25 protein-coding genes are annotated in these 25,567 nt (G+C 53.0%); 13 read left to right on the forward strand and 12 right to left on the reverse strand.

Going from position 1 to position 25,567, the window contains the following annotated elements:
• Nucleotides 1-375 precede the first annotated feature (375 nt).
• Nucleotides 376-2,139: a DUF885 domain-containing protein gene (locus BUE76_RS04020; protein ID WP_173702656.1), complete on the reverse strand. Its 1,764-nt coding sequence runs from the start codon at nt 2,137-2,139 to the stop codon at nt 376-378.
• Between the two features lie 168 nt (nt 2,140-2,307).
• On the reverse strand, nt 2,308-2,943 hold the full coding sequence (locus tag BUE76_RS04025) for a hypothetical protein (protein WP_073044877.1): 636 nt from the start codon (nt 2,941-2,943) through the stop codon (nt 2,308-2,310).
• A gap of 224 nt (nt 2,944-3,167) precedes the next feature.
• Here BUE76_RS04025 and BUE76_RS04030 point away from each other — a divergent pair, with 224 nt between their 5' ends.
• The 3 genes from BUE76_RS04030 (at nt 3,168) to BUE76_RS04040 (ending at nt 6,004) form a co-directional block, all read left to right on the forward strand.
• Nucleotides 3,168-3,377 (forward strand): hypothetical protein, encoded by a 210-nt coding sequence (locus BUE76_RS04030; RefSeq protein WP_073044879.1) that lies wholly within the window; start codon nt 3,168-3,170, stop codon nt 3,375-3,377.
• Nucleotides 3,378-3,706: 329 nt separating this feature from the next.
• A complete protein-coding gene (locus tag BUE76_RS04035; protein ID WP_073044881.1) occupies nt 3,707-4,783 on the forward strand; it encodes an NAD(P)-dependent alcohol dehydrogenase in 1,077 nt (358 codons plus the stop codon).
• A gap of 213 nt (nt 4,784-4,996) precedes the next feature.
• The gene (locus BUE76_RS04040) at nt 4,997-6,004 is read left to right on the forward strand and encodes an SDR family oxidoreductase (protein ID WP_073044883.1); all 1,008 of its coding nucleotides are present in this window, start codon (nt 4,997-4,999) and stop codon (nt 6,002-6,004) included.
• Between the two features lie 181 nt (nt 6,005-6,185).
• Here BUE76_RS04040 and BUE76_RS04045 read toward each other — a convergent pair whose 3' ends face one another.
• Nucleotides 6,186-6,770, reverse strand: coding sequence for a PhnA domain-containing protein (locus tag BUE76_RS04045; protein WP_073044885.1), 585 nt, complete (start codon nt 6,768-6,770; stop codon nt 6,186-6,188).
• A 537-nt stretch (nt 6,771-7,307) separates the two neighbouring features.
• Between BUE76_RS04045 and BUE76_RS04050 the strand changes: the two genes are divergently transcribed.
• Together BUE76_RS04050 and BUE76_RS04060 are read left to right on the forward strand one after the other, a co-directional pair.
• Nucleotides 7,308-8,255 (forward strand): alpha/beta hydrolase, encoded by a 948-nt coding sequence (locus BUE76_RS04050; RefSeq protein ID WP_073045156.1) that lies wholly within the window; start codon nt 7,308-7,310, stop codon nt 8,253-8,255.
• Nucleotides 8,256-8,506: 251 nt separating this feature from the next.
• The gene (locus BUE76_RS04060; protein ID WP_073044888.1) at nt 8,507-11,035 is read left to right on the forward strand and encodes a cellulase N-terminal Ig-like domain-containing protein; all 2,529 of its coding nucleotides are present in this window, start codon (nt 8,507-8,509) and stop codon (nt 11,033-11,035) included.
• Nucleotides 11,036-11,554: 519 nt separating this feature from the next.
• On the opposite strand, the gene BUE76_RS04065 is transcribed toward BUE76_RS04060, so the two are convergent.
• The gene (locus BUE76_RS04065) at nt 11,555-12,691 is read right to left on the reverse strand and encodes an MBL fold metallo-hydrolase (protein ID WP_073045157.1); all 1,137 of its coding nucleotides are present in this window, start codon (nt 12,689-12,691) and stop codon (nt 11,555-11,557) included.
• 227 nt (nt 12,692-12,918) lie between these two features.
• On the opposite strand from BUE76_RS04065, the gene BUE76_RS04070 reads away from it, so the two are divergent.
• Nucleotides 12,919-13,263, forward strand: coding sequence for a nuclear transport factor 2 family protein (locus BUE76_RS04070; RefSeq protein WP_245798382.1), 345 nt, complete (start codon nt 12,919-12,921; stop codon nt 13,261-13,263).
• Between the two features lie 122 nt (nt 13,264-13,385).
• Nucleotides 13,386-13,655: a hypervirulence associated TUDOR domain-containing protein gene (locus tag BUE76_RS04075; RefSeq protein WP_245798383.1), complete on the forward strand. Its 270-nt coding sequence runs from the start codon at nt 13,386-13,388 to the stop codon at nt 13,653-13,655.
• Between the two features lie 512 nt (nt 13,656-14,167).
• On the opposite strand, the gene BUE76_RS04080 is transcribed toward BUE76_RS04075, so the two are convergent.
• Nucleotides 14,168-14,926, reverse strand: a complete 759-nt coding sequence (locus BUE76_RS04080; protein WP_143157357.1) for a hypothetical protein — start codon at nt 14,924-14,926, stop codon at nt 14,168-14,170.
• A gap of 476 nt (nt 14,927-15,402) precedes the next feature.
• Between BUE76_RS04080 and BUE76_RS04085 the strand changes: the two genes are divergently transcribed.
• Nucleotides 15,403-16,668, forward strand: coding sequence for an amidohydrolase family protein (locus tag BUE76_RS04085; RefSeq protein WP_073044892.1), 1,266 nt, complete (start codon nt 15,403-15,405; stop codon nt 16,666-16,668).
• A gap of 12 nt (nt 16,669-16,680) precedes the next feature.
• Here BUE76_RS04085 and BUE76_RS04090 read toward each other — a convergent pair whose 3' ends face one another.
• Entirely contained in the window at nt 16,681-17,103 is a 423-nt protein-coding gene (locus tag BUE76_RS04090) for a hypothetical protein (protein WP_143157358.1), read from the reverse strand.
• A 297-nt stretch (nt 17,104-17,400) separates the two neighbouring features.
• Between BUE76_RS04090 and BUE76_RS04095 the strand changes: the two genes are divergently transcribed.
• Genes BUE76_RS04095 through BUE76_RS04105 form a run of 3 tightly spaced genes read left to right on the forward strand, consistent with a single transcriptional unit; the run spans nt 17,401 to nt 19,744 of the window.
• Complete coding sequence (locus tag BUE76_RS04095) at nt 17,401-17,955, forward strand: RNA polymerase sigma factor (protein ID WP_073044896.1); 555 nt, start codon at nt 17,401-17,403, stop codon at nt 17,953-17,955.
• Entirely contained in the window at nt 17,933-18,625 is a 693-nt protein-coding gene (locus BUE76_RS04100; RefSeq protein WP_073044898.1) for a hypothetical protein, read from the forward strand. Before BUE76_RS04095 ends, BUE76_RS04100 begins: the two co-directional genes overlap by 23 nt.
• A gap of 6 nt (nt 18,626-18,631) precedes the next feature.
• On the forward strand, nt 18,632-19,744 hold the full coding sequence (locus BUE76_RS04105; RefSeq protein WP_073044900.1) for a hypothetical protein: 1,113 nt from the start codon (nt 18,632-18,634) through the stop codon (nt 19,742-19,744).
• 120 nt (nt 19,745-19,864) lie between these two features.
• On the opposite strand, the gene BUE76_RS04110 is transcribed toward BUE76_RS04105, so the two are convergent.
• Entirely contained in the window at nt 19,865-20,629 is a 765-nt protein-coding gene (locus BUE76_RS04110; RefSeq protein ID WP_073044901.1) for an oxygenase MpaB family protein, read from the reverse strand.
• A gap of 192 nt (nt 20,630-20,821) precedes the next feature.
• On the opposite strand from BUE76_RS04110, the gene BUE76_RS04115 reads away from it, so the two are divergent.
• Entirely contained in the window at nt 20,822-22,609 is a 1,788-nt protein-coding gene (locus BUE76_RS04115; protein WP_143157359.1) for a DUF885 domain-containing protein, read from the forward strand.
• Nucleotides 22,610-22,808: 199 nt separating this feature from the next.
• Here BUE76_RS04115 and BUE76_RS04120 read toward each other — a convergent pair whose 3' ends face one another.
• From BUE76_RS04120 to BUE76_RS04125, 3 genes are all read right to left on the reverse strand, one after another.
• On the reverse strand, nt 22,809-23,081 hold the full coding sequence (locus tag BUE76_RS04120; RefSeq protein ID WP_073044902.1) for a response regulator transcription factor: 273 nt from the start codon (nt 23,079-23,081) through the stop codon (nt 22,809-22,811).
• Between the two features lie 41 nt (nt 23,082-23,122).
• Complete coding sequence (locus tag BUE76_RS24420) at nt 23,123-23,287, reverse strand: hypothetical protein (RefSeq protein ID WP_158069923.1); 165 nt, start codon at nt 23,285-23,287, stop codon at nt 23,123-23,125.
• 76 nt (nt 23,288-23,363) lie between these two features.
• Entirely contained in the window at nt 23,364-23,948 is a 585-nt protein-coding gene (locus tag BUE76_RS04125) for a hypothetical protein (protein WP_073044903.1), read from the reverse strand.
• 23 nt (nt 23,949-23,971) lie between these two features.
• On the opposite strand from BUE76_RS04125, the gene BUE76_RS04130 reads away from it, so the two are divergent.
• Nucleotides 23,972-24,238 carry a hypothetical protein gene (locus tag BUE76_RS04130; RefSeq protein WP_073044904.1) on the forward strand — a complete coding sequence of 89 codons (267 nt, stop codon included), beginning with the start codon at nt 23,972-23,974 and terminating at the stop codon, nt 24,236-24,238.
• A 41-nt stretch (nt 24,239-24,279) separates the two neighbouring features.
• On the opposite strand, the gene BUE76_RS04135 is transcribed toward BUE76_RS04130, so the two are convergent.
• Together BUE76_RS04135 and BUE76_RS04140 are read right to left on the reverse strand one after the other, a co-directional pair.
• Nucleotides 24,280-24,633, reverse strand: a complete 354-nt coding sequence (locus tag BUE76_RS04135) for a DoxX family protein (protein WP_073044905.1) — start codon at nt 24,631-24,633, stop codon at nt 24,280-24,282.
• Nucleotides 24,634-25,154: 521 nt separating this feature from the next.
• The coding region (locus tag BUE76_RS04140) for a T9SS type A sorting domain-containing protein (RefSeq protein ID WP_216820620.1) at nt 25,155-25,567 on the reverse strand (413 nt) is incomplete at its 5' end.

Here is a 25,567-nt window from a genome sequence, read left to right on the forward strand (position 1 = left end):
AAGTAATGTTTGGTGGCTCCGGGGTCTGTCATGCCGAACTTGTTTCGGCATCCCCTTCTATATGCGGGTACTCCGAAGGAGGCAGGGGTTCCCGACCTGCGTCGGGATGACAGAACCCTTGGGCCGCGCCCTGCTGAACTTGTTTCAGCATCTCCGCTGTCAATAACGGGTAATACAGAAAACAAAATTGCACAGCGGCTTGGCATCTCTTCGAACTACACCAATGAACGACTTCATTGTTCAGGATAGTTACATTTCCAATGCGGCAATGCTTAAAGAACCAGGCAGAAATAAAAAGCAGCCATCGCTTCATGCAGTGTACAACCTGGTGAGGATACGCACTGCATGAAACGATGACTGCCAGAACGATTGTGCTTATTTCAGCTGCGCCTTCGCCCACGCATCCATCTTGCGCTCCAGGATATCCAGGGGCAGGGCGCCATCCATCAGCAGGGCATCGTGGAAGGCCGCAAGGTTGAACTTGCTCCCTAATTGCTTCTGGTAACGTGCCCGCAGTTCCTTGATCTTGAGTTCACCCATCTTGTACGAAAGGGCCTGCCCGGCATAGGCCATATAGCGTTCTATTTCCGAAACGGCGCGCTGTTCTTCAATGGGCTCATTGTCCAGCGAATACTGGATGGCCTGCTCGCGGGTCCAGCCCCTGGCGTGCATGCCGGCATCTACCACCAGGCGGATGGCCCGGTGCATCTCGTCGCCCAGCGCCAGCATATACTGGTAAGGATCGGTGTATACACCCAGCTCTTTGCCCAGGCTTTCGGCATACAAGCCCCAGCCTTCCATGTAGGCGGTACTGAAACCATAACGCCTGAACTTGGGCAGGGCCTCGTTTTCGTACTGGAGGCTGATCTGGTAGTGGTGACCCGGTATGGCTTCGTGCAAAAACAGGCTCTCGCGGCTCTGTGTTTTGGCCGCATCGAGGATGGGCACATAAAAGATGCCAGGGCGGCCCTGCTCCAGCGAACCCGCAAAGTAGTGGGCGGCAGCGGTAGCGGCACGGAAGGCTTCTACCTGGCGCACTTCAAAAGGTGTTTTGGGCACCTTGTTGAACATGCGTGCCAGCATGGGCTGAATTCGGGGTGTGATGGAGCGGTAGTAGTTGAGGATGCCTTCTGCATCCTTGTAAGGATAGAACTTGGGATCGGTGCGCATGTAGGCAAAAAACTCCTTCAGGCTTCCGGTAAAGCCTACCTGCTTTTTTACCGCTTCCATTTCATGGCGGATGCGGGCCACTTCTTTTTGTCCCAGGTTAAAGATGGCATCGGCCGACAGGTTGGTGGTGGTAAACTGTTTTACCCGGAAGTCGTACATCTTTTTGCCACCGGGCAGTGCGCCATAGCCTGCCGTAGCACGTGCACTGGGCAGGTACTCGGTTTGGAAAAACTGCGCCAGCTTGCGATAGCTGGGGTTGAGCTTTTCCTGTATCAGGCTGGTAAAGGCCGCAGTGAGCCTTTGCCTGTCGGCATCGCTGATGCCTTCGGGAAACTGGGCCACGGGTTTATAAAAAGTACTCTTGCTGATATCGGTTGCAACCAGGGCATTGAGCTGGGGCACCAGCTTTTCCACCAGCACTTTGGGCATCACCATACCGCTGGCAATACCCTTGCGGAAATATACCAGGGCGCTATCGCTCCATGCCGGGAATACCGAGGCGCGTTTGAGCCAGTTGTCGTAATCGGCAACGGTTTTAAAAGGCTGTGCACTGGCGCCGCTGCCCAGCAGGGCCAGGCTTTGGGGCAGCCCGCTGAACTGGGTAAAAACGATCTGGTTTTCGGGCAATGACAGGCGTTCGATCTGCATCAGCAGGTCGTAGCGCAGCACATCGTAGTTCAGCTGGTCGGCAGGGGGCAGCTGCGTGCGGTCGATGGCCCGCAGCTGTGCCAGGAAGCCCTGCCAGGTGCGGCGGTTTTCGGCGCGGTAGCTGTCGGTAAAATCAATGGGCAGCTGGTCGTTGTAGCGGGCATCGCCCCTGAAGGTGGCACTCAGCGGGTCGAGGCGGGCGGAGGTTTCATAATATTCGTTGAGCAGGGTTGCCAGCTGCGGGTTGCCTGTTGCAGATTGCGCGTTAGCGGCATGCGTCAGCAGCAGGCCGGCGGCAAAGCCGAGGAGTAGTTTTTTCATGTGAACGGGAAAACAGGGGTCAGTTAATTCAATACGGGCAAGTTAAGGATAATGGCGGTTTGCCCGCTGCTACAGCATTGTGGTACCACAAATCCGCTCTGTTGCACCCAAAAAAATGCAGCGGCCTTGGCCGCTGCATGCACAAAAAAAACGCGTAATCAAAGTCGTTTACTGGATATTGCCGGAGCCTGTTTTTTTCTTGGTGGTACCACCCGACTGTTTGCCCTTGGTGGCGCTACCTGCCTTGCCCGCATGCTGGCTGCGGCTGTTGATGCTGCCCGAGCCCGAAGCGCCGGTATTGCGGCCATCCACACTGTCGGTAGCGTTGCCCCTGCCCCGCGTATCCGAACTGCCCGCATTACCGGTTTCCTTGATGCCGATTCCTGAATTACTATTGGTGCTGCCGGTGCCGGTATTACCTACACCGGTCGAACCCGTGCCTGTCACACCGGTACCCACGCTGCCGGCACCTGTTGTGTCCTGGCCGTTGCTGCCGCTATCATTGTTATTGATACCGGTGCCGGTAGTATCGATGGTAGTATTGGTGCTGCGCCTGTTGCCGCTGCCGTTGTTATTGCCCCAGTTGCCGCTGCTGGCATCGCCACCGGCGTTGCCATTGCTGTTGCGCCACTGTGCGCTGTCCTGCATGGTTTGACCCGACCGGTTGGTTTCTGTATTGCGGTTGGCCCTGGCCTTGCTGCCCTGGCTATGCTGTTGTGTTTTCTTTTGCTTGCTGCTGTCCGATTGGGCCTGGGCGCCTGCCGCGGCGGTAAACAGGAAGGCAAAGAGGAGGATCTTTTTCATAGAAAGCTTTTAAGTTTAGCAAACAAGGGGACAAGAACTGTGCTGCTATTGCCATTGGTTGTGCACATTTCCCCGGCAACCCCCTGGCGCAACAGCCTGCTGAACCCTGTGTGCAAGTTTTGGTTTGGCCGCCTTCTTCTGGTTCATTTTATGAATTTAGATGAGTAAGACAACCATCGACCTGTTATCGTAAAGCGTACAGGTCCTCACCAAAAATCAGCGCTATGAAAGAACGGCGAAATGGCAAAGAGCCCAACCTGGTGGCTATTGATCCCCTGAATTATACCAACGATCCCTCGGGCGTGTTTGTACAAAACCTGCCGCAGCAAGAGCGCAGTCCCGGCGTACCGGGCAGATGGTCGGATGCCATCGGGCAAAAAGCACCCTCACCTGTTAGAAGGATGGATTACCCGCGGGACCCGCACAGGGCCTGATACAGGAAAATAATAACCTGCCGCTGCAGGCTGGCGTGATGAGCAATTTGCACTTTTAAAAAAGCAGGATCAGCGGGTCCTGCTCTTTTTATGTCCACCCCATGCCGGTACCTGTAGCCACATTGCCCCAGCCAACTGTAGAAGCCCGGCAGGAGACGCTACCCCAAAAGTTCCAATTTGTTCCATTGTTGTTGGAACACTTTACCGCCATACTTGAACAATCGGTGCTGCCTGCCGCCCCCGGTTTGTGGGTGCATTTTTGAAACAATGGCCGGGCACCCCATGGTGCTGTTCTTTCCCCGGAAGGCAAACACACAAAACACATAAGCATGGACAATATTAAAAGCAGGGGCTACGGGGTAAAAAACTCCGTTTTTACCAAACTGAAGCCCATCGATTTTGAACGGCAGGCACCCGGCGCCGACGAGGTGCTGATCGATATCCTTTACTGTGGCGTATGCCACTCCGACCTCCACCAGGTAAATAACGACTGGGACAATACCGTTTACCCCTGTATCCCCGGACACGAAATCGTTGGCCGCGTGGTGTCTGCCGGCGGGTCGGTTACCAAGTTCAGGGCCGGCGATATTGTGGGGGTGGGCTGCCTCATCGACTCCTGCGGAAGCTGCCCCTCCTGCAGCGAGGGACTGGAGCAATACTGCGAAGGCCCCAAGGGCTGGACGGCCACCTACAATGGTCCCATCAAGCCCGATGGCACCAATACTTTCGGCGGTTATTCAAACAATATCGTGGTAAAGGAATCCTTTGTGCTGCGCATACCCGATGCGCTCGACATCAGGCGTGCGGCACCCATACTCTGTGCGGGCATTACTACCTACTCGCCGCTGCGCCACTGGAAAGTGGGTGCGGGCAGCAAGGTGGCCATCGTGGGGCTGGGCGGACTGGGGCATATGGGCGTGCAGCTGGCAAAAGCCATGGGCGCCGATGTAACCGTGGTAACCACCAACAAGGAAAAAGAAGGTGCAGCAAAGGCATTGGGTGCAACAAAAATCCTGCTGTCTGAAGACAAGGATGCCATGAAAGCCTCCGAAGCTGCTTTCGATTTTATCCTCATCACCATTCCCGACCCTTTTGATGTAAATCCCTATGTCAGCCTGCTCAAACGCGATGGCGTTATAGTAACGGTGGGTTTGCTGGGGCCATATAAAAAGCCTTTGGTAAATATGGAAGTGGCCATGCACCGCCGCAGTCTTTCTGGTTCGCTTATTGGTGGTATTGCCGAAACACAGGAAGTACTGGACTTCTGCGCCGAGCACAACATCCTGCCCGAAGTAGAAATCATTCCCATCCAGGATATCAACAAGGCATTCAAACAAATGCAGGAAGGCGAAGTGCGCTTCCGATATGTAATCGATATGCAGTCGCTGAAAGAGGAAAACGAGTAAGGTTTTTAGTTTTTGGTTTTTTGTTTTTGGTTATTGCAAGCAGGTGTGTGGCTTTGAGTAGGTTTTTGCTGAATGTTGAGAAAATCTGTTCATAGAACTGTTGCTCCGTCAATGTGATCATGCATTTCACCATATCAAACGCTTCGCTCCAATGCCAAGAACCAAGAACTATAAACCAAAAACCAGAAACAAATAATTAATAAATAAAACACCATGAACGATCAGGAAAAAATCAGCCGCCGCAAAGTAATTGGCGGGCTGGGAGCAGGGCTGGCCTCTATGGCCGTGGCGCCTGCTTTTGGTATGCCCGGTGCTGCTGTTTCGGGCAGCAATAATGCAGCACCTTTGGAAGACCCTACTACTAAATACCCCAAGCCGCCCTTCAAGGCGCAGCAGCAGCCCTGGCCGGGACTGGCCAGCAAGATGGACCCCATGCCTGACCACGGCGAGAAAAGCTATAAAGGTTCGGGCAGGCTGCAGGGACGCAAGGCGCTCATCACCGGTGGAGACTCCGGGATGGGCCGTGCAGCAGCCATTGCCTATGCCCGCGAGGGTGCCGATGTGGCCATCAACTACCTGCCCGCCGAAGAACCCGATGCACAGCAGGTGGTAGCACTCATCAAAGCCGCAGGCCGTAAGGCAGTGGCTATTCCCGGCGATATTACGGATGAAGCGTTTTGTAAGCGGCTGGTAGAAGAAGCCGTACGTGGTTTGGGCGGACTGGATATTTTGGTAAACAATGCAGCCATGCAACAAACCAAACCTTCCATCACCGACATCAGTTCGGAGCAGTTTGACCGCACCATGAAGACGAATATCTATGCACCGTTCTGGATTACAAAGGCTGCCCTGCCGCACCTGAAGCCGGGTTCGGCCATCATTGCCACTACTTCGGAGCAGGCAACCGATCCTTCGGCGGAGTTGTTTGATTATGCACAAACAAAAGCGGCCAATACAAGCTACGTACGGTCACTGGCCAAGCAGCTGGGGCCTAAGGGCATCCGGGTAAACGGTGTGGCGCCCGGACCCATCTGGACGCCCCTGCAGGTGAGTGGTGGTGCTACCATGGAAAAGCTGCAAAACTTTGGTGCCGACAAGCCCCTGGGCAGACCCGGCCAGCCGGTAGAACTGGCCTCCATCTATGTGCAGCTGGCGGCAAGCGATGCCAGCTATGCTACCGGTCAGGTATATGGCGCTATGGGCGGCGGCGGACTGCCATAGGTTTGTTTCACGCAAAGGCGCAAAGGAGCAAAGGTTTTTTCACGCAACGACGCAACGGAGCAGCGAAGCAACGCATTGTTGATACCGGTTGGTTTACTTGTAGCTTTCTATTGCGCCTTTGCTCCTCCGCGTCTTTGCGTGAAACCTACGTGGCTCCTTAGCGCCTTTGCGTGAAAACTTATCACGCTCCCTGCTTCCGCACATACCTGGTCAGGATCACGATCACCTGTCCTTCGATCTTGCCTTCTATTTGTTCGGTTTTGTTTTCTACGAGCCGGATATTCTTCACCACGGTGCCCATCTTGGCATTGAGGGTAGTGCCTTTTACATCAAGCGACCGGGTGAGCACCACGGTATCGCCCTGTTGCAGCACGGCACCATTGGCATCCTTGTGCAGGTCCACGCTGCCATCGCTGTCTTCATCGCCAGCGGCTTTGGCCCAGGCTAAGTTTTCTTCATCCAGGTACAGCATGTCGAGGCTGTCGGCGGCCCAGCTTTCCCCTTTCAACCGGTTGAGCATGCGCCAGGCCAGCACCTGCACGGCGGGCACCTCGCTCCACATGGTTTCGGTGAGCACCTGCCAGTGGTCTTTTTGCAGTTCGGCTTTCTTATCTACCTGGCCAATGCAGTTGGCACAAAGCAATGCGCAATTGTTTTCATTGCTGCGGTCTTGCGGCTGCACTTCATATACACTCAGGTTTTCTGTGGCCTTGCACAATTCGCACTGGCCTTCACTGCGCTGCCGCAGGGTTGCTTCTAATGACATAGGGGAGTTTTGAGGCGGCGAAGGTAGGGGTGTGTGGTGAACCTTTAGGTGACAACAATCAGCGTGCAAAAGGCAATGTCGTGTAAAACGGCTATGGTGGTGCGGCTGTTGTTGGTGTGCCGCATAGCCCAGTTCGGCGGCTGCACCCGTAACGGATTCCATAGCTATTGGTCCTCATGCTTAATATTCCAAATTTTGTTTGGTTGTAAACCGGGAGGGTACCATACCTGCTGCCAGCAAGTAGTAGTTGATCTTTAAAAGGTAGCCATAGGTAAACTTATGGTGTGCGATGGTGTGCGTGTGCCAATATCAACGCCTTCAAATGGACAGAATCAACTTTTCTACTCCTTTTTTATCATTTATTACCCTTCTGCCCCACCCAATATGGTTTGCTTTACCAGGGAGCAAATGTGCTTAGAACAGTTGTACCACGTTGTAAAACGAGCGTATACTTATTTTTTACCGGCAAACAAACGATGACCTTTTGCTGCTACTGCAGCAATGCTTGTTCCATTTGAAAATTGCAATAAAATCGCTATGTCCAACAGCTTTAAAAACTTCGTAAAACCAGCCATTGTAGCTGCTTTCCTCATCATCTCCGCATCGGCAAGCGCACAGGACGGAACCATTTACCCATTTGAAACACCTGCGGAGCCCAAGGCCATTCCACTCGGCACGGGCGGGGTACAAAACCAGCCGGCCAAAGAAACCTGGTTCCGCCAGTGGGGCGACCCGATGGCGCGCAACATTACCACGGCAACCCTTACGCCCTTCTTTCCCAAGCCGGGCAAGGCAAATGGAACGGCGGTGATCGTTGCGCCTGGCGGTGGTTACCGCTGGCTTTCCCTGAGCAATGAAGGGTGGGAGGTTGCCGAAGCGCTGGCGGCGAAAGGCATCACCGCCTTTGTGCTCAAGTACCGGCTGCACCCAACCCCCGAATCGCTCGAAGACTTCAAGGCCTGGATGAACCGGCCCCGTACTGCACCCGCACCCGCCGCCGATAGTGCTAAAAGCGCAGCTCCTGCAAGTGCGCCACAAATGGACCTGTCGAACCAGCTGGCGGATGCCGAGGCTGCCTATGCCATGATCATCAGGCGCGCCAGGGAGTGGGGTGTTGATACCGCCAGGATCGGTATGATTGGTTTTTCGGCAGGCGCCGGTTTAACCATGCATGCAACCCTCAACTCCAAAACCATGAAGCTGGCCTTTATTGGTCCTATTTACGGCGGTATGGGTCCCGTGACGGTACCCAAGAATGCGCCGCCCATGTTCAACGTTATTGCTTCCGACGATTTCCTTTTCCGGGGCCAGTTTGGCATCATCGATTCCTGGTTCAAAGCGGGCATACCGGTGGAGTTTCACCTGTACCAGAATGGTGGCCATGGTTTTGGCCTGGGCAATCCCGACAGAACAAGTAACCGCTGGTTTGATGCTTTTATGCACTGGCTGGAGGTTAACCGCTTTCTCAAAGCCCGGACAGCCTAGGAAGATCTTTACCAGCAGGGAATTTTCCACCCGCCGTTGTGGGTACTACCGGCGGCCTGCTATACCATCCGGCAGCCTGCCGGCAAAGGCCCGGGTAGCAATAAATATCTTAAAGGGGCTGTCATTGGCGCTGCACAAAAGGGATCCATCAACTTTTGTACTCCTTTTTTATTAATTTTTGCCATTGTACGCAAAACACTTTGGGTTGCTTTACTCATCAGCAATTGTGCAGAAAAAGGATTTTGAATAACATGAATAGACTAACGATTTTGTCCCTTGCCATGCTATTATTGGGGACGTTCCATTATGCTTCGGGCCAGGAATTAAAACTCAATAAGCTTGAGTATTTCGAAAAACAGGGCGTCAATGTGTTGGTGTACAACAACCTTTTTACAGGAGGTTTTAACGACGAGAAGAATGCCGGTATCGAATTGATCCACCATGGTGTACGTACCGCGCAGGGCGGTGCCGTGCGGCTTTCCAATACCCCCGAGCAGTGGGACCTTGTTCCTGATATTTCCAACCGGAAGGTAGACCGTGCTTCCAATAACATTGAGGCCACCTTGCGCTATAAGGATTACGATTTCAATTCCAGGGTGGTGGTAACGCCCAAGGGAAAAGGTGTGGAAATATCCGTTTACCTCGACAAGCCCCTTCCCAAAGCCCTCGAAGGCGCTGCCGGTTTCAACCTGGAGTTTCTGCCTTCGCAGTATTGGGGAAAGGCCTACCTGATGGATGGGCGCTACAACCGTTTCCCGCGCTACGTAGTGGGCAATACCGTTACCCGGCCCAACAGCGAAAAACCCAAACAATTCAAAGGGTACAACACTTCTGACGACCGGGGAACTGGTAAGTTTATCGACCCGCTGCCACTGGAAAAAGGCCGCAGCTTTTTGCTGGCACCCGATGAACCTTCAAGGCTGGTAAAGATCACTACGCAGGATGCCGACCTGATGCTGTACGATGGCCGCGTGCTGGCACAGAACGGCTGGTTTGTGGTACGCAGTATGCTGCCGGCTGGTAAAACCGGCAAGGTGCTGACCTGGACCGTAGAACCCAATGCCATCAACGGTTGGGTAAGGGAACCCAATATCGGTTTCTCACAAGTGGGCTATATCCCGGCACAACAAAAGGTGGCGGTGATTGAACTGGACAAGAAGGATAAGCCGCTCCAAACCGCTTCCTTGTATAAAGTTGGCGAAGACGGTAATGCCACGCCTGTATACAGCGGTAAGATTTCTTCCTGGGGTGACTACTTCAAGTACCACTACGCAAAATTTGATTTTACCTCTGTTAAAACGCCCGGCATCTACTACATCCAGTACGGAAAGTTTAAAACCAATAACTTCTTAATTGAAAATGGCGTATACGATAAAATAACGGACGCCACCAGCGATATATGGATACCCATCCACATGAACCATATGGCTGTGAACGAAGGGTACCGGGTATGGCATGGCGAGCCTTTTAAAGAAGGCTACCGCCAGGCGCCACCCAACACCGACCACTTTGATTTGCATGCACAGGGGCCAACAACCGATACCAGGTACAAGGCACTGGAACTGATTCCCGGGTTGAACGTTGGTGGTTATTTCGATGCCGGTGATTTTGATATTGAAACCGGGGCCAACATCAGCGTGGTGCAAAACTTTGTGCGCACCTGGGAGTATTTCAAGCCCTCCCGCGACCAGACCTTTGTCAGCCAAAAGCAACGCTATGTTGACCTGCACCGCCCCGATGGCACACCCGATGTGTTGCAGTTTATCGAGCATGGAACACTGAACCTGGTAGCCCAGGCAAAGATCATCGGCCACATGAGCCAAACGCTCTCCAACGCAGTGCTGGATAATTACCACCACCTGGGCGACGCCGCCTCCTTAACGGATGGTCTGCCTTATAACCCGGCCCTTGGCCCGCATGAAGTGGCGCCCGATGGCAAGTCGAGCGGTGTGAAGGATGATATGTGGGCATTTACAAGCCGCAACCCTGGCCTGGACTTCAATGCGGCCACTACCCTGGCCGCTGCTAGCCGTGCATTGAAAGGATATAACGACAGCCTCGCGGCAAGCGCGCTGGAGCAGTCGAAAAGACTGTTGATAGAGGCAACAGAACTGCTTGGCAAACGTCCGCAGGATAGCCTGGGCCGGAGGGGCGGATCCAATATCGCCACCAATCTGCAGTTGTACATTTCTACCCGCGAGCAACAGTACCTCGATAAGTTCCAGGAGCTGCTGTGGCCGGCCTTGGACCGCAACGTAACCTTTACCCTGCTGACGGCACTGGATGCCATACCGCACCTGGACGCAGCCTATAAAGAAAAGCTCCGGCCTTACGTGGTGAAGTACAATGATTATATCAAGGGCCTGGAAAAAGACAATCCTTACGGCGTGCCCATCGGGCTGGGCAACTGGGCCGGCAGCGGCGACGTGATGAACTTTGGTACCACCGTTTGCTTTGCCAGCAAATACTTCCCGGAGATCATCGATGCGAGCCATGCGTTTAAGGCGGCCGGATACCTGTTTGGCAGCCATCCCTATCATAATTATTCACTGGTGGCAACCGTGGGTGCTACGCGTCCCAAGGCTATGTTTTATGGTAATAACCGGGCTGATTTCTCTTTCATCCCAGGCAATGTTGCCCCAGGCCTATTGTTCAGAAAACCCGACCACTTTGAGAACTACGACGACTGGCCGTTTTTCTGGGGACAAAATGAAGGCACGATTGCCGGCAATACCAGTTATTTGATTTTTGGCTCGGCGTTTAAAAACGTCATAAAATAGGTGGGTTCCGTCCTTGTTGGTGTAGCACAAGGCCAGGTGCTGCGGCTGCATCAACCAGGGCTAAGAACTGCATGCCTGTTATGGAGTTAAGTGGGTTGTTGCATGCGGACGTAGCAGGGCGTTTTATAAACACAGGTTTTCTTCGATAAGTTGAATTGGATTTTATAAAAAAGGGTAACGGCGGCTGGTGCTGCGATTACCCTTTTTTGATACTTTAAACTTCTATATGGGGTTGTAACAATGATGCCCTTGTTGTTTCCTTGAAGCTTGTAGCTAACAGCTTGCAGCTTTTCAACTGCTCTATCTGCAACCGGTATTTGTCCATTCGATTGTTACATCCCAGGGTGTTGCAATGGGCCTTTCCGTGTCGCCATCTTCGGCTTGGTCGATGTTGCTGTTGTGCAACAGTTATTGGTATTCGCCGGCTTGGGCCCAGAAATCAAAGTTCAGTTTTGAAATGCTGCTTCCTGCCGCTTTGCCGCAGTTATGGCAACAATGGAAGCTGCGCCTGCCACGCCCTTACTGCGCGGCTTTGGCTACATCTTTCCACCACTCGGTAAACACCTGCGTGGTATCGCTCAGATTAACCGGCTCGCCGATCCTGGGTGTTACCAGGGGCAAACCCACCTGCTGGTTGCGGCGTACCATTTCGCGGAGCGGTTCGTCCCAGCTGTGCAAGGCTAAAGAAAACTTGCCGGAATGCACGGGCATCAGCCTTTTGGCTTTCAGTTCAATGGCTGCCTGCAGGTTTTCGCCCGGCAGGAAGTGGATGGCCTTCCAGGCTTCGTTGTACTGGCCGTTTTCCAAAATTGCCAGGTCGATGGGGCCGTGCAGGGCGCCTATTTCCCTGAAGTGGCGGTCGTAGCCGCTGTCGCCGCCGATAAAGATTTTACGGGTAGGGGTTTGGAGGAGGTAGGAGATCCAGAGCGTATTGTTTCGTTTAAAACCCCGTCCCGAAAAATGCCGGGTGGTAAGGCCATATATGCGGCCGCCGTTAGGCAGTGCGATGTCTGTGTCCCAGTCCAGTTCGATGATGTTTTCGGGTGCAAAGCCCCAAAGCTCCAGGTGGGCGCCCACGCCAAGCCCGCAAACCACCTTTTTCACCTTGCCTTTCAATTGCAGGATGGTCTCGAAATCGAGGTGGTCGTAATGGTCGTGGGAAATGAGCAGGTAATCGATCGGGGGCATGTCGGCCGCCGCATACCGGTCCGTTCCCTTGAACGATTTGGTGGTACCCGGAACGGGAGATGCATTGCCGCTGAACACGGGGTCTACCAGTATCCGCAGGCCATCTGTTTGCAGGTAGTAAGAAGAATGCCCGAACCACACCAGCCAGTCGCCCTGCAGCTTGTTCAGGTCCGTTTGCACGGAAGGGATGATGCCCCCGGGAACAGTGTTGGGCCCTTTGCGAAACAAGAAGTCGAACATCACCTTGGTCATGCTATACCCTTCGGTGATGGTGGGTGTAAAACTGCGGTTGTCAAAAACGCCGTCTTTATAATGGGGCGAGGCCTGCATCCTTTCCAGCCTTTTGCCGGTGGGCTTAGCGCCAAACTTGGGATGCTGCATGTATGCAAAAACAACCAGTGCCAACAGTGCCAGTACCGAAAATATAATGATCATCATCCGGGTAAACAGCTTTAAAGCTTTATTCATTGCCTGTACAATCAGATAAACGCAGTGCAAAGTAACGACTATGCAGGGAGGGAAATGGCAAAAATGGAAAACTGCTGTTTTGGCAGCACCTCGGGAGTGGATGGCCTTACTGCGCATGCAGGTTGCTGTTTGCCGCTGGCATATTTTTTTGCTTGTACCCTAACGATTTTTATATACCAAATTGCATGACACTTAAATGGAACTTTATTTCAAAAAATACTACACTGATGGAAAACAATAAAGCAATATTGGAGCAGGCAAATGCCGCAATTGTCAAGGGCGATTATGAAGGTTTCCTGTCGCATTGTACAGAAGATACCGAGTGGGTATTTGTAGGCGAACGAACACTGCAGGGTAAGGAAGCGGTGCGGCAATATATGGCTGAAGTGTACCTGGAGCCGCCGGTATTTATGGTTGAAAAATTAGTTGCCGGCGAAGATCATGTTACGGCTATTGGCAAGATCAACCTAAAGGATGACAGCGGTGCTGCGGCCAGTTATACTTACTGTGATGTATGGCGGTTCCAAGCTGGAAAGATGGCCGGCTTGCAGGCATTTGTGATCAAAGATTAACGGGCTGTGTGGCTCTGTAATTGCTTGTGTTTTTGCACAAGGGAAAAGCAAAATTTAAATGGTGCTTTCTTCCTGCCGGCAACTCATTTGTACAACAACCAAATTCCCATAACAGGAACAGGATGGCATCCTGTTCTGTGGCAGGTATTTTGTACAAAGAAGAAAAAACAATGGCTAAAGAATCGCTGAAAAAAGGAGACCATGTGGAGTGGGAAACACCACAAGGCAAAACAGACGGGACCGTGCAGGAAAAGCTGACTTCGCCCACAACCATCAAGAGCCACAAAGTGACGGCTTCCAAGGAAAATCCCGAATACCTGGTGGAGACCACAAAAAGTAAAAAGCTGGCGGCGCATAAGCCGGAAGCGCTAAAAAAGACAAAGAAGAAATAATGGCAAAAGGAAAGCTGGCCTAGTACCAGTTCTCCTTGCATTGTTCAACGAAGTGAACAGAAAAAGTTCAAAAAGGCTGTGCAAATGGCGCAGCCTTTTTGAACTTTTTCTTTTGCCATTTGACCTTATACCATTTTCAAGTAGGTAGTTCTGTGATACCGGAGTATGTTACCTTACTTCTTGATGCATGAGCGATAAAGCTGCCCACAGGCACATCGTCATTGCGAAGCGCTGGTAGCGGCTCCAATTACGCACCCTTTTGCAGCGCTGAAGCAATCTCCACCACATACAGGTTTTGAAGCATGCTGCTAGGGGTGTCTTACAGCAACTGGGGATTGCTTCAGCGCCGCTAAACCCTGGTGTCACTGATCACTGCTGGCGCTTCGCAATGACGATGCGCCAGGTGCATGGTACAAGTGGCATTATGTAAGCATCTGCAAGGGCAAGTTTTAAGGACAATCGCCTGGCGTGCAAACCGAACTACCTTATTGAAAAGAGTAAACATCCGGCCTTTACAGGTGATAAACAAAATAGAGGTTGAGCGTAGGAATAAAACCATGTTTCCAATAGGCGCTGCGTATTTCTTCATCCAGTTCGCGGTACAGGTTGGTGGCAAACCTGGTGCGATCGATCAGGCTGCGGTTGGAAGAGAAATTGTTTTTGGAAGCTACCACTTTGGCAATGCCTGCTTCTGCGTTAATGGCAAAGCGTGGGTTGCGCAGGGTAAACTGCCTGCCATACAACAAGCCTGTATTGAACATACTGGATTGCATGTTGAATACAAAGACCGGCAGCCCTGTAACATCAAACTGCGAAAAGTCTTTTTTGAACTGGATGCTCAGCGCATCGGCAGGCGTGATGCCGCCGGTTTTGAGCCGCATATACTGCCCGAAAACCCCGATGTAGTTTTTCCCGAAATGAAAATTGGGCCCCGCCCCAATCACAACACCTCCCTCGAATGATTTCCGGATCACCTGGCTCAGGTATTTATCCATACCAAAGGCTTCCATGGCATCTACAATAAAACCGCTGTAGGGCTGGCCTACAAAGCCAGCCTGTGCCCTTGCGCTCAGTACTTTGCTCAGCCGGTACTCGTATCCTACGGTAAACTGCAGCGGTATTTGCGTGCCTGCAAAAATGCTGCTCCTGCCCGTACTGCTATCCTTGTATTGGTAAACAGTTGTGTCCTGTGCTATCAGCTTTGCGACAGGAAAAACCGTTACAATGCAAATGAGCAGGCTGCAGAAAAGGGCTGTGTAGAGGTTTTTCATAACTACATGGTTTGGGTTTGCGAGGGGGTTCTTACCTGCAGCGTTGCTGCTGTTGTTTGCGCTGCGGTAAACCGTGCAAAGGAGCAAGTGCCGGCAGCGTAAACTTTCCCGCAGGCGTACTGAAAGAGTATTAAAAACCATGCTATGATTGTTGCCCAACATGCGAACAGGGGCAAGTTGTCCGCTTTTGTTTTACAGCCTGCCCTTTGCCATCGGCAAGAGCAGCATGCCTTTAGGATGTTGTTTAAAAGAATGGGGAATTTGTTGTTGACCCACCCGAAGCAAGGCTTCAAGTGCTGTGCACCGAATACAGCTTTGTGTTGTTTGTTGTAACAGACATCCTGTAAAAATTTTTTGGAACACAAACGGGTCTTATGCAAGTTTTATTTAGCTTCCCTCTATTCGTTTAACCCAGATGCAACCTGCGCCCTTCCTGAAGTAAGGCGTTGCCGGTTGTGGCTTGCCCTTTAGCACATATGAAACCAATACTGATCCTGGTGCTCCTACTTTCTGCAGCCACCATCCATGCCCAGCAGAGCATCCTGATCAAGGCTGGTAAAATGTACAATGCAGAACAAAATCGTTTTGAAACGAACCGGCAAATCCTGCTTTCCAATGGACGGATAGAAAAGGTGGGTGCCAACCTAACAGCGCCGGCAGGTGCCACCATCATCGACTGTCCTTCCTGTACGGTTACGCCTGGATTGATTGACATGCACACGCATATCCTGTACAAGGAAGACGCCGGTGATAAAAGCGTGCTGGAAGATGGCATCAACCACACCGATGCCGACAGGAGCCTGCGTGCAGTAAAGATTGCCAACACCCTGCTCAAAGGCGGTTTTACTACCATCAGGGATTTGGGCAATTCGGGGGTTTACCTCGATGTGAGTTTCCGCAACGCCGTGCGGGCAGGCAACATACAAGGTCCAAGGGTATTTGCTTCCGGCCCCATACTGAGTCCTGTGGGCGGGCAAACCTACAACCTGCCCATGCATGCGCAACACCTTGTTGCCAAAGAGTACCGCGTGATCAACGGGCCGGTGGATGCACGCCTGGCGGTGCAGGAGCATGTGCGCATGGGTGTGGACCTGATCAAGGTATGCTCCGACAATACGCCGGGCAACCTGCTGTTGTCGCCCGACGAACTAAAAGCGATTGTACAAACGGCACAGGAATACGGCCTGCCGGTAACCGCACATGCCACCTTCGACCGCTCGGTAAGGCAGGCGGTGCTTGCCGGGGTAAACGGCATCGAACACGGGTACAGCATTGCCGACTCCACGCTTGAGCTGATGAAGCAGCGCAAGGTGTACCTGGTGCCTACCGATATGTCGTATGAAGGAGCCATGACGCTTTTCCGGCTGCAAAAAGTGGAACAGGACACCAACTATGTACATGCTGAGATCAATGCCTATAAATCGCGGTTGATGCGGGCCTATAAAAAAGGCATCCCCATTGTTTTTGGCCGCGATTATTATTTCAATACCGGCCTGAACGAGGCTAAGGCCAGCATCGATGGACTCAGTTCCTATTTCCAGGCGGGTATGCCTGCCCACGAGGTGCTGCGTACTGCCACCTGGAACGCGGCATCGGCATTGGGCAGGCAGGGGCAATTGGGTGTGCTGAAAGAAGGCGCTACGGCCGACATCGTGGTATTTGACGGCGACCTGGAAACCAATTTTCTTTCTGCTATTCAAAAGACAAAATGGGTAATAAAAAGCGGGGTAATTGTTCAATAAGACAAAGCCTGTTTACGACTGCTCTTTAAAGCTGTCCACGGCCACCCTTATTTGCTGGTCGGGCATTTCATCAATAGTAGCCACCACGTTCACCTTTCCATCCTTGCCTTCAATGGTCAGGGTAAGGTTCATGACATTGTTTCCATCACTCAGCTTTGCCTTGATCACCGATTTGCCTTCCTTGTAGGCGGTGGTCCAGTTGCAGGTCTGTGAGGTAATGGGGCCGGTCATGGGGGCTGGGGCACTGCTGGGCGTGATCACCAGGCTGTCTTTGGAAATCTGGATGGAAGTAGTTTCATCCTCCGACTTCTGCACGGAACCTGCGGCATCGAGGTATTCGGTTTTGGAAGCCGACAGGGTTACTTTTTTATCGCACTGGGCAAAGCCGGTATAAGCGCCGGAAAGCAGCAGGGTAGCAAGGGCAATACGTTTCATGTTGGTAAAGGTTTTTGAGACCAACAAGGTAGGATGCTGTATTACGGCTACAGAGCTAAAAAGGATATGTGGTAAAAAGGAACGGGAATGCGGCAGGGTAACTGCCTTGGCGTTCCGCCATGCGCCTGCTGGTCGCTGTATATACAATTACGCTGATGTTTGGGCCCCTTGCCGCACTTCTTTTTGGGGCTGTTGTTGTCACTCATTTTGTATTCAGGATTATTTTCAACCTTCAGGCAACCTATCCTGACCAATCCGCATTCATCTGGGTATAACCACTACCAGCACGTCGTCACCATGAACCTGCACACACTTATCAGGGAAGCAAAAGAACACAGCCAGGCAGCGCAGCAAGGCCTGTTCAACCTGTTTGCAGCGCAGATGGTCCTGGTATGCCGCCGTTATGTAAAGAGCCGGGAAGATGCCGAAGAGCGAATGATCGATGGCTTTTGTAAATGCTTCCAGAGCTTACCCCATTTTGAATACCAGGGCGAAGCGGCTTTCTATGGCTGGCTGAAAACCATCATGGTACACGAGTGCCTGATGTTTCTGCGCAGGAAAAACGCTTTTCATATAGCGCCGGCTGAGGATGCGGCAGACATCACCGTGGAAGCAGATGTACTGGATAAACTCTCGGCAGCAGAAATTTTCGCACTCATTGTACAACTGCCGGTAGGCTACCGCACGGTGTTTAACCTCTACTCGGTAGAAGGGCTGCCCCATGCCGAGATTGCCACCCTGCTGGGTATTTCGGAGGGTACTTCCAAATCGCAACTGAGCAAGGCAAGGGCCCTGCTCCAAAAAATGTGTATTCAAAATCATTCCGCATATGCAGCACGAAAAATCAGATAAGCCTTCGGCCCTGCACAGCAAACTGCAGGGGCTGGAACAACTGCCCGGCGAACCGGCGCCCGATACAGCGGCACTATGGAGCCGGCTGGAACGGCGCATGGAGCATCGGCCTGCTCCCCAGCGCAGGTACCTGCTGTGGGCCGCAGCCTGCTTGCTGCTGGTGGCTGGTGCCGCAGCTTTTTTTACGTACCAGCAAGAAGAACAGAGGCAGGCGCAGCAGCCTACAGTTGGGGCAACGCATCCCGTAGCAATAAGCAGTGACCCTGTAAAAGCCGCAGCCCCGGTTGTAGACCAGCAGGCGATTGTGTTGGAACGCAAAGTAACAGGCAAGCCTAACCGGAATGGTTTGGTAGCATTGCCAAAAGTGCAGCAGCATGAACCGGTAAAAGCAGCACCTGTGGCTGCAACCGGTCCTTCCACACCGGAAATGCAGGCACCGATAGCTACACCGCCTGCAACACCTGATATTGCCCTGGTGGAGCAGCCGCCGGCACGCAAGCTGAAGGTGGTGCACCTCAACGAGATCGGCAAGGTTGCGCCAGTACCACCGGGCAACGCGCTACTGGCTCATGAAACCCTGCCCGCCCATCGTGATGGCCGGGGTAGTATATCCTTCTCCCGCAATACATCCGACGATATCATCAAGATCAACCTTTCTCCCGTAAACTGATTCCACATGAAAAAGATCATCTGCCTGCTGATGCTGGTTGCCAGCGTCATGGAAAACCTTTGTGCCCAGGATAGTAGCTCCCGCACCGAGGCGGTGTTTGAACTGCCACCCAATTTTGCCCACCGCAGGTTTACCATCGACCTGGGGAGCGGCAACAAAATGCAGGTGGAGCTAAACGATATGACCGACCTGGACCGGTTCCGCAATATGGATTCGGTACTGCGCCAGTTCAATGCTGATTTAAAATTGCTCCAGGACTCTTTGGGCGATGCCCTGCAGTCAAGGCATGTGGATTATGTAACCGATAGTGCGGGCAGGAAGCTGATAAGGATACAGCGCTACAGCCCTGAGGGCAGCAGCTTCGTGGTGCAGCAGGGTGAGCCCGCTGCATTAAAGCTGGAACAGGATACCGTTCATTTCAGTGGTACGGTATCGTACCAGGCTGATATTGCTTTCCGTAAACCTTTTACCGCCACACGTCATTACCGGGTCAGCTTTTTTGTCAACGACCTGTCGGTGCTCGAATCCTATACCGATGGCCGGCTCAACAGGGTAGTTGGCGAGCTTCAAAGCAGTGTCAACGGCTCCTGGAACACCACACGTACCAGGGGGGTGGCCTACCTGGATGCCCAGCCCACTATTACGGCCAGGATGCCAAAAGGTTATGTGGCCGGGGGCAATTACCTGAACCTCCGGTTTTCGGTGGATGTGCAGAACTACAAGGCCTATTTTGTGCCCTCCTTCAGCCTGGGGGCGGGCATCATCATCAGCAACGCCCACTTCAAACGCGACCTCATCCTGTCGTGGGATCCGCATTTCTTTTTCGGCAACAACGCCCAGGGGCAGCTGAAAACCTATCGCAACGACTTCCTGACCCTTACTGCAGGGCAGGGGGGCATCAGGGACAATGATCCAACCAAGGAGTCGCATTTCCTGACCATCCTTTCGCTGGGTTACCTGGTGAAAAGAGAAGGGGAATATTTTGACAAGAACACCCTGAGGCTGGGTGCGGGCAGGCTTTCCCTGTTTGGTGGCAAAACCAAGTTTGAGCCAGTACTGTATTTCACCGACCTTTTTAAGAAGACCACACCGGGACTGCGGTGGATACAGAGTTTTTAGAAGCTAAAAACGGATCAAATGGATTGAAAGCAATAAGCAAAAAATGGAGCCGCTGCTTCCGTAACAGCTTTTTGCTTTTATTATCCATAAACAAAGGACCTGCTCCCAAACCCGTTTACATCAGGCAGGTACGATATCCAGTTCCTCAATTTGTTTTTTATATGCGGCAGGTAGCAGCAACCACTTGATGGCTGCGTCCATTTTTACAAAGCGGCTTACTTTATACAGGGGCACTACCGGCGCCAACAATGAAAAATGATGGAAGCCTAAAAGTTGGGATACCCGATGGGGTACCACCAGTTTTTGTCCCTCCAGCAAAACCTTGTACCGGAAGGCGCCGAGGCTGCGCTTGTACTGGCGGAAGAGGTCTTCGGTGTACCGGCTTTTTACGAGGTCGTTGTGCAGGTGTTGTTCCCTTACGGGCAGCCATGCCACGTAGGTTGAAGGCAGGCCGGGTATCTGCATCCTTTGGCCCATACGCAGGAACACATCATACACGTCTTCTTTTTCCTGCGCACTGAGTTTGCGTTCCAGCAGTTCGAAGGCGGCAATGGAATAGTGAATGAGCATGAACAGCACATCGCGGTAGGCCCAGTCGGGGATGGTGGCGCCTCTTGCGTTTTCTACCGCACCATGTATGGAGCGGATCTTATCGATGGTTTGCTCTGCTGCGTCTTTGGATGCAAACACGATTTGTCGTGCATAAGCCACCGTAGAGAAAAGCCGGCCGATGGGATCTTTGGGCAGCTTGCCGGTAAAGTAGAGCCAGTCCACCGCTTTATTGCAGGCAAACTCCGCTGCCGCACCGGCAAAGATGAAGAGGATGGTGTCGCTCTTGCCCCAGATGGTGCGCACAATAGAACCGGTATGTACAAAGGGTACCATGATAAGGGTTGCAAGGTACCAAAACTGTTCCGGTATCGGGGCCGGGTGCCTGCGGGGATGCTTTGCGCTTTGCCTGACCCCCGATGCTCCTTGCAGTGAAGATCGCAGAAGCATAAACACCGGGAGCAGGACCATTGCAGTCCGGGCTGTTCGCGCATTGCGCCTATCTTAGTGCGCAAACCTGTATGCTACATGATGCAACGATTACTGACCCTGCTGCTGGCCCTCTGGGTGCTGGCAGGCTGTGGCGCCAACGAAGCCGGAAAGGAAGCTGAAGGCGGGAAAAATACCCAGCTGGCAGCCCTGCTTGACAATTATTTTGAAGAAAACCTGAAGCTGTATCCCCTGTCGGCAACCCTGGTGGGCGATAACCGCTACAACGACCAGCTGCCCGCCGATTTTACCGACAGCCATCGCGCCAAAGTAAAGGCCCTGTTGCAATCCACCCTCGATCAGCTACACAAGATAGACCGCAACAGCCTGGGTGAAAACGACCGGATCAGCTACGACTTCCTGGACACCTATGGCAGCATGCAGCTGGAGGAGTTGAACTACCCGTTTAACCTCATTCCCACCGACCAGATGTGGGGGCAGCACCTGGTGCTGGGACAGTTTGCCAGCGGCGGCAGTGCCCAGCCTTTCAAGACCGTTCAGGATTACAACAACTGGCTCAAACGCATTGATGCCATGGGCGTATGGATGGACAGTGCCATCGTGTATTTCCGCAGGGGTATGGCGCAGGGCATTACCCTGCCAAAGCCCCTGGTGCAAAAGCTGATCCCGCAGTTTGAAGCCATGGCCACAGCCGACCCGAAGCAACACCTGTTTTATGGTCCCATCAACACCCTGCCTGAAGGTTTTAGCCAGGCAGAAAAAAGCCAGCTTACTGCTGCCTACACCTCAGCCATCACCGGCAAGGTGGTGCCCATGAACCGGCGCATGGCCGACTTCCTGAAGAACGAATACCTGCCCAAGGCCCGTACCACCAGTGGTTATGGTGCCATGCCACAGGGAGCCGAATATTATAAACTGCGGGTGAAAATGGCTACCACAACCAACAAAACGCCTGAGGAGATCTACCAGACCGGTTTGCAGGAAGTGGCCCGCATCCGCAGCGAAATGGAGGCCTTGAAGAACAGCGTTGGGTTCAAGGGCGACCTGAAAGCTTTTTTTGCCAACCTGAACACCGATCCCAAACTCAAGCCGTTCAAAACGCCGGAAGAAGTGCTCAACGCTTTCCGGCAAATCCAAGAAAAGATCAAGCCCAAGCTGAAAGAGCAGTTCAGCACCGAGCCCAAAACGCCTTTCGAGATCCGGCAGACGGAAGCCTTCCGGGCCGAATCGGCCAGCGCTGAATACAATGCATCGCCTGATAATGTAAAGCCGGGTATTTTTTATGTGCCCATCCTCGATGCCCGCCAGTTTACGGTACACAGCGGTATGGAAAGCCTGTTTTTGCACGAAGCCATCCCGGGACATCATTACCAGATCAGTTTGCAGCGCGAAAACAAATCGCTGCCCCGCCTGCGGCAGTACGATCCCTTCAGCAATGCCTATGTGGAAGGCTGGGCGCTGTATTGCGAAAGCCTGGGCAAGGACCTTGGCCTGTACACCGATCCCTACCAGCTGATGGGTGCCCTCGGCGACGAGATGCACCGCGCCATCCGCCTGGTGGTGGATGTGGGGCTGCATACCAAGGGCATGACCCGCGAAGCAGCCATCCAGTACATGATGGATAATGAACCCATCAGCGAGCAGGGCGCCACCGCCGAAATCGAGCGGTATATGTCCGGACCCGGACAGGCACTGGGTTATAAGATCGGTCAGTTGAAAATCCGTGAGCTGCGCAGCAAGTACGAAAAGCAGCTGGGTAGCAAATTCAGGATTGCCGATTTCCATACCGAAGTGCTGAAAGACGGCAGCATGCCTCTGAGCACACTGGAAGCCAAGATGGACCGGTGGGCAGCCGGTGTAAAATAGCAGCAGCTAAATTTTAAATCGGTTTGTGCAATCATTGGTTGTACTCCTTGTTGCTAATCGTGGCAACCATAGGCAGAAACAATAGCACCACAAGTTTATAAAAAAGAAAGAGGCCTTCCTTTAAAAACGCCGCGTCCTCCGCTCCGCCCTCCGCGTGAAACCTTTCCCGCTGTGTGCGTCAAGCTGCGACGTGGCGTTTTCATTTGCCTATGTGCGTAATTCTGGCGTTGGGTGCAGCTTCCTTTAGTTGCTGTTCCAGGTTGCGGCAACCATCGGGCAGGTTGGTGTCCAACAGGATGTAGTCGGGCTGGTAGGCTGCGGCCTGGCTGATGGCATCTTTGCCTGTATGGGATATAAATACTTCGTAGTTCTTGCGCAGGAAGTACTGGCGCATCAACATGCAAAGGTCCACTTCATCGTCGATAAGCAGCACCTTGCACCGGTTGGTGTATGGAAAATCCGATAGTTTCATGTGGAATGTTTTGCAATAGCATGCATGCCGGCGCAGCGCTTTTATCGCCTGCGTTGCAGCACCACCATCAGCAGGCTGATGCCACACAATACGGCACCACTGATCCAGGCAATGGTGATGCCCCTGCCTTTTACAAAAAAAGAAAGCACCAGGGCGCCAATCATGATCAGCATGCCGATGCGGGAAAGGGTTGTCCAGGTTTTCATATACTCAAATCGTGGCCCTTGTTGGCCTTTATTCCTCTTTTGCAAATAGGCTGGCACCTGTTATCCGGTAGCCTGCTCACTGCTTTGCCGGTGTGATCATAATGTGCGCACCATGAGTACCCGGATCCATCAGCCAGGGCTGGCCCGGTGCATCGGGTTTGAGGGGCAGTCCGGTACTTGCAGCGGTGGCATAGGGTGTATACACCACGTAACGCAGGTAGCCGTTCTTAACACCGCCGCCCCCTTCCATCACGTCTTCATCCTTTGCTGTAAAAACATAAAGGGTTGTAGGGTGGCCGGGCATTTTCAGTTTGCCTGCCTTTACTTCCTGTTCGCGGGTATCAAATAGGTCGCGGCCCTGTTTGCCCGCCTGGCGCAGTGCCCGGCCACGTGCCATAAAGGGCTCCAGGTCGCGGTGGTAGCAGGCAACGGAAAAGCCTTTCTCTGCTGGGTTGTCGGCCAGGCATATCAGTTCGTTGCTGCCCTTGCGCAATGGCACCAGTTGGTTGGCGCTGTTGTAACCGTACACAGCGGCACCATCGCGTTTGTCGGCAGGCGCTGCAAGGAGGGCGTTTTTGATTTGCGCCTCTGCGTTGGGAATGTTTTGTGCACAGGCCGAAACGCAAATGACGGAACATAGCAGGAGCAGGATACTTTTCATATGGAAATATTTGGGGTGGCAGAATGCTATTCAAGATAAGCATTCCGCTGGCGGTATGGACAAAACCGGCCAATGCCGAACGGCATGTTTTTGGTACCCCTAAAGAAAACAGTACCATGAACCAGCACGATAAAAAAGAAAAGCCGGCATCGCCACCACCCCAAAACCCGCAAGCCGAGCCGGTATCGCATCCCACGGGGCAGCAGCCCGGTGCCGATCCGCAGCAAAGCGATGATGCCACCGATGGCGATTACGTAGTGGTAGGCTCCGGGCTGGGCATTGATGAGTAGCAGGTTGCTGGGAGCCAAGTTGCCGGTAACAAGAAAAGGGCCTACCGCGTGTATTGCCATGCCCACCAAATCAGCACAGCCTGCAGGGGCAGGCGCAGCAGGGCTATCCACAATTGCGGGTTGCCCTGCCGGTAATAATTGATTGCCATCTGTATATTGGCCGGGAACACGGCAATGAGCAGGAGGATGACGCCCCATGCGGCCCAGTGTCTGGAAGCCAGGGGAAGCAGGAAGATGCCCAGCAATATTTCAATGGCGCCACTGATCAGCACCAACTGGTGGTGCGCCGGCAGCCAAGGCGGCATGATGCTGCGGTACATGGCCGGGTTTACAAAATGGTAGATGCCGGCAGCGATATACAGCAGCGACATAAGGAGCAGGGAAATGGGAGGCATGGTGTAAATTATTGCATTTGTGCCGTGCAGCAGCCCCGTTATTGGGTTCTCTTTACATGGGAATAGAGCCGTTCCCCAACTGCGCTTAACTTTTAAACCCTGCCCGAAGCAAACAGACGGGCTCAAAACCCGGATGTGGTGTTGGTTGGTTGGCACATGCCAATCTTGTTCAAACAAAGTGCAGTTTCATCAACAAAGCCGGCGCTATTCTTATTGGTTCGGGTATTTGAGGCTAACAGCTATCCCTGCGGCAAGCTCCCGCAGTTTGAACACGACGGGTTCCTGTTTGATGCCGGTCCTTCGCTTTTTACCATGCCCCAACTGACAGACGAACTGTTTCAGCTGGCGGGCAAGAATCCAAAAGATTATTTCCGTACCGGAGGCTTGATACTCCGTACTATTACTTTTTTGCCGATGGCACCCTTCTTAATGCCGCTGCCGATGAAACGCAGTTTGCAACATGTAAAAGACCTGCAGGAAATCCTGCAGGTCTTTTACGGAAACAAACCGACCGCGAAAAACTATTGTTTAACAAACTTCAGCACCTGGCTGCCACTGGGTGTATCAAGGCGCAGGAAGTACTGGCCAGCCGGCAGTGCCGATGCATCCAGCTGGAATTGCCGGCCGCCTGCCTGTTTGCCGGTGTACAGCACCGATCCTTTTACGTCGAAGATGGTTGCCTGTATTTGAGCGACAGGGGCATCCAGCGCCACGGTGAAGCGGCTGTGTACAGGATTTGGATAAAGCGATGCTGCGGGCTTTGCCGTTTCGGGAAGCGCAGCTGCCATTTCCCGCTGTTCCATTGCAGCGGTGGTAGTGGCAATTGCAGGTGCCGTAACAGTAATGGTTATCACCTCCTCATCTGCAAGCACAGGCGAACCGTTATCGGTTACCCGCACGGTGCAGGTAAAGGTGCCGGTTGCGGCGGGGGGGC

Source organism: Cnuella takakiae, from assembly GCF_001953305.1.
Taxonomy (GTDB): Bacteria; Bacteroidota; Bacteroidia; order Chitinophagales; family Chitinophagaceae; genus Flavisolibacter; species Flavisolibacter takakiae.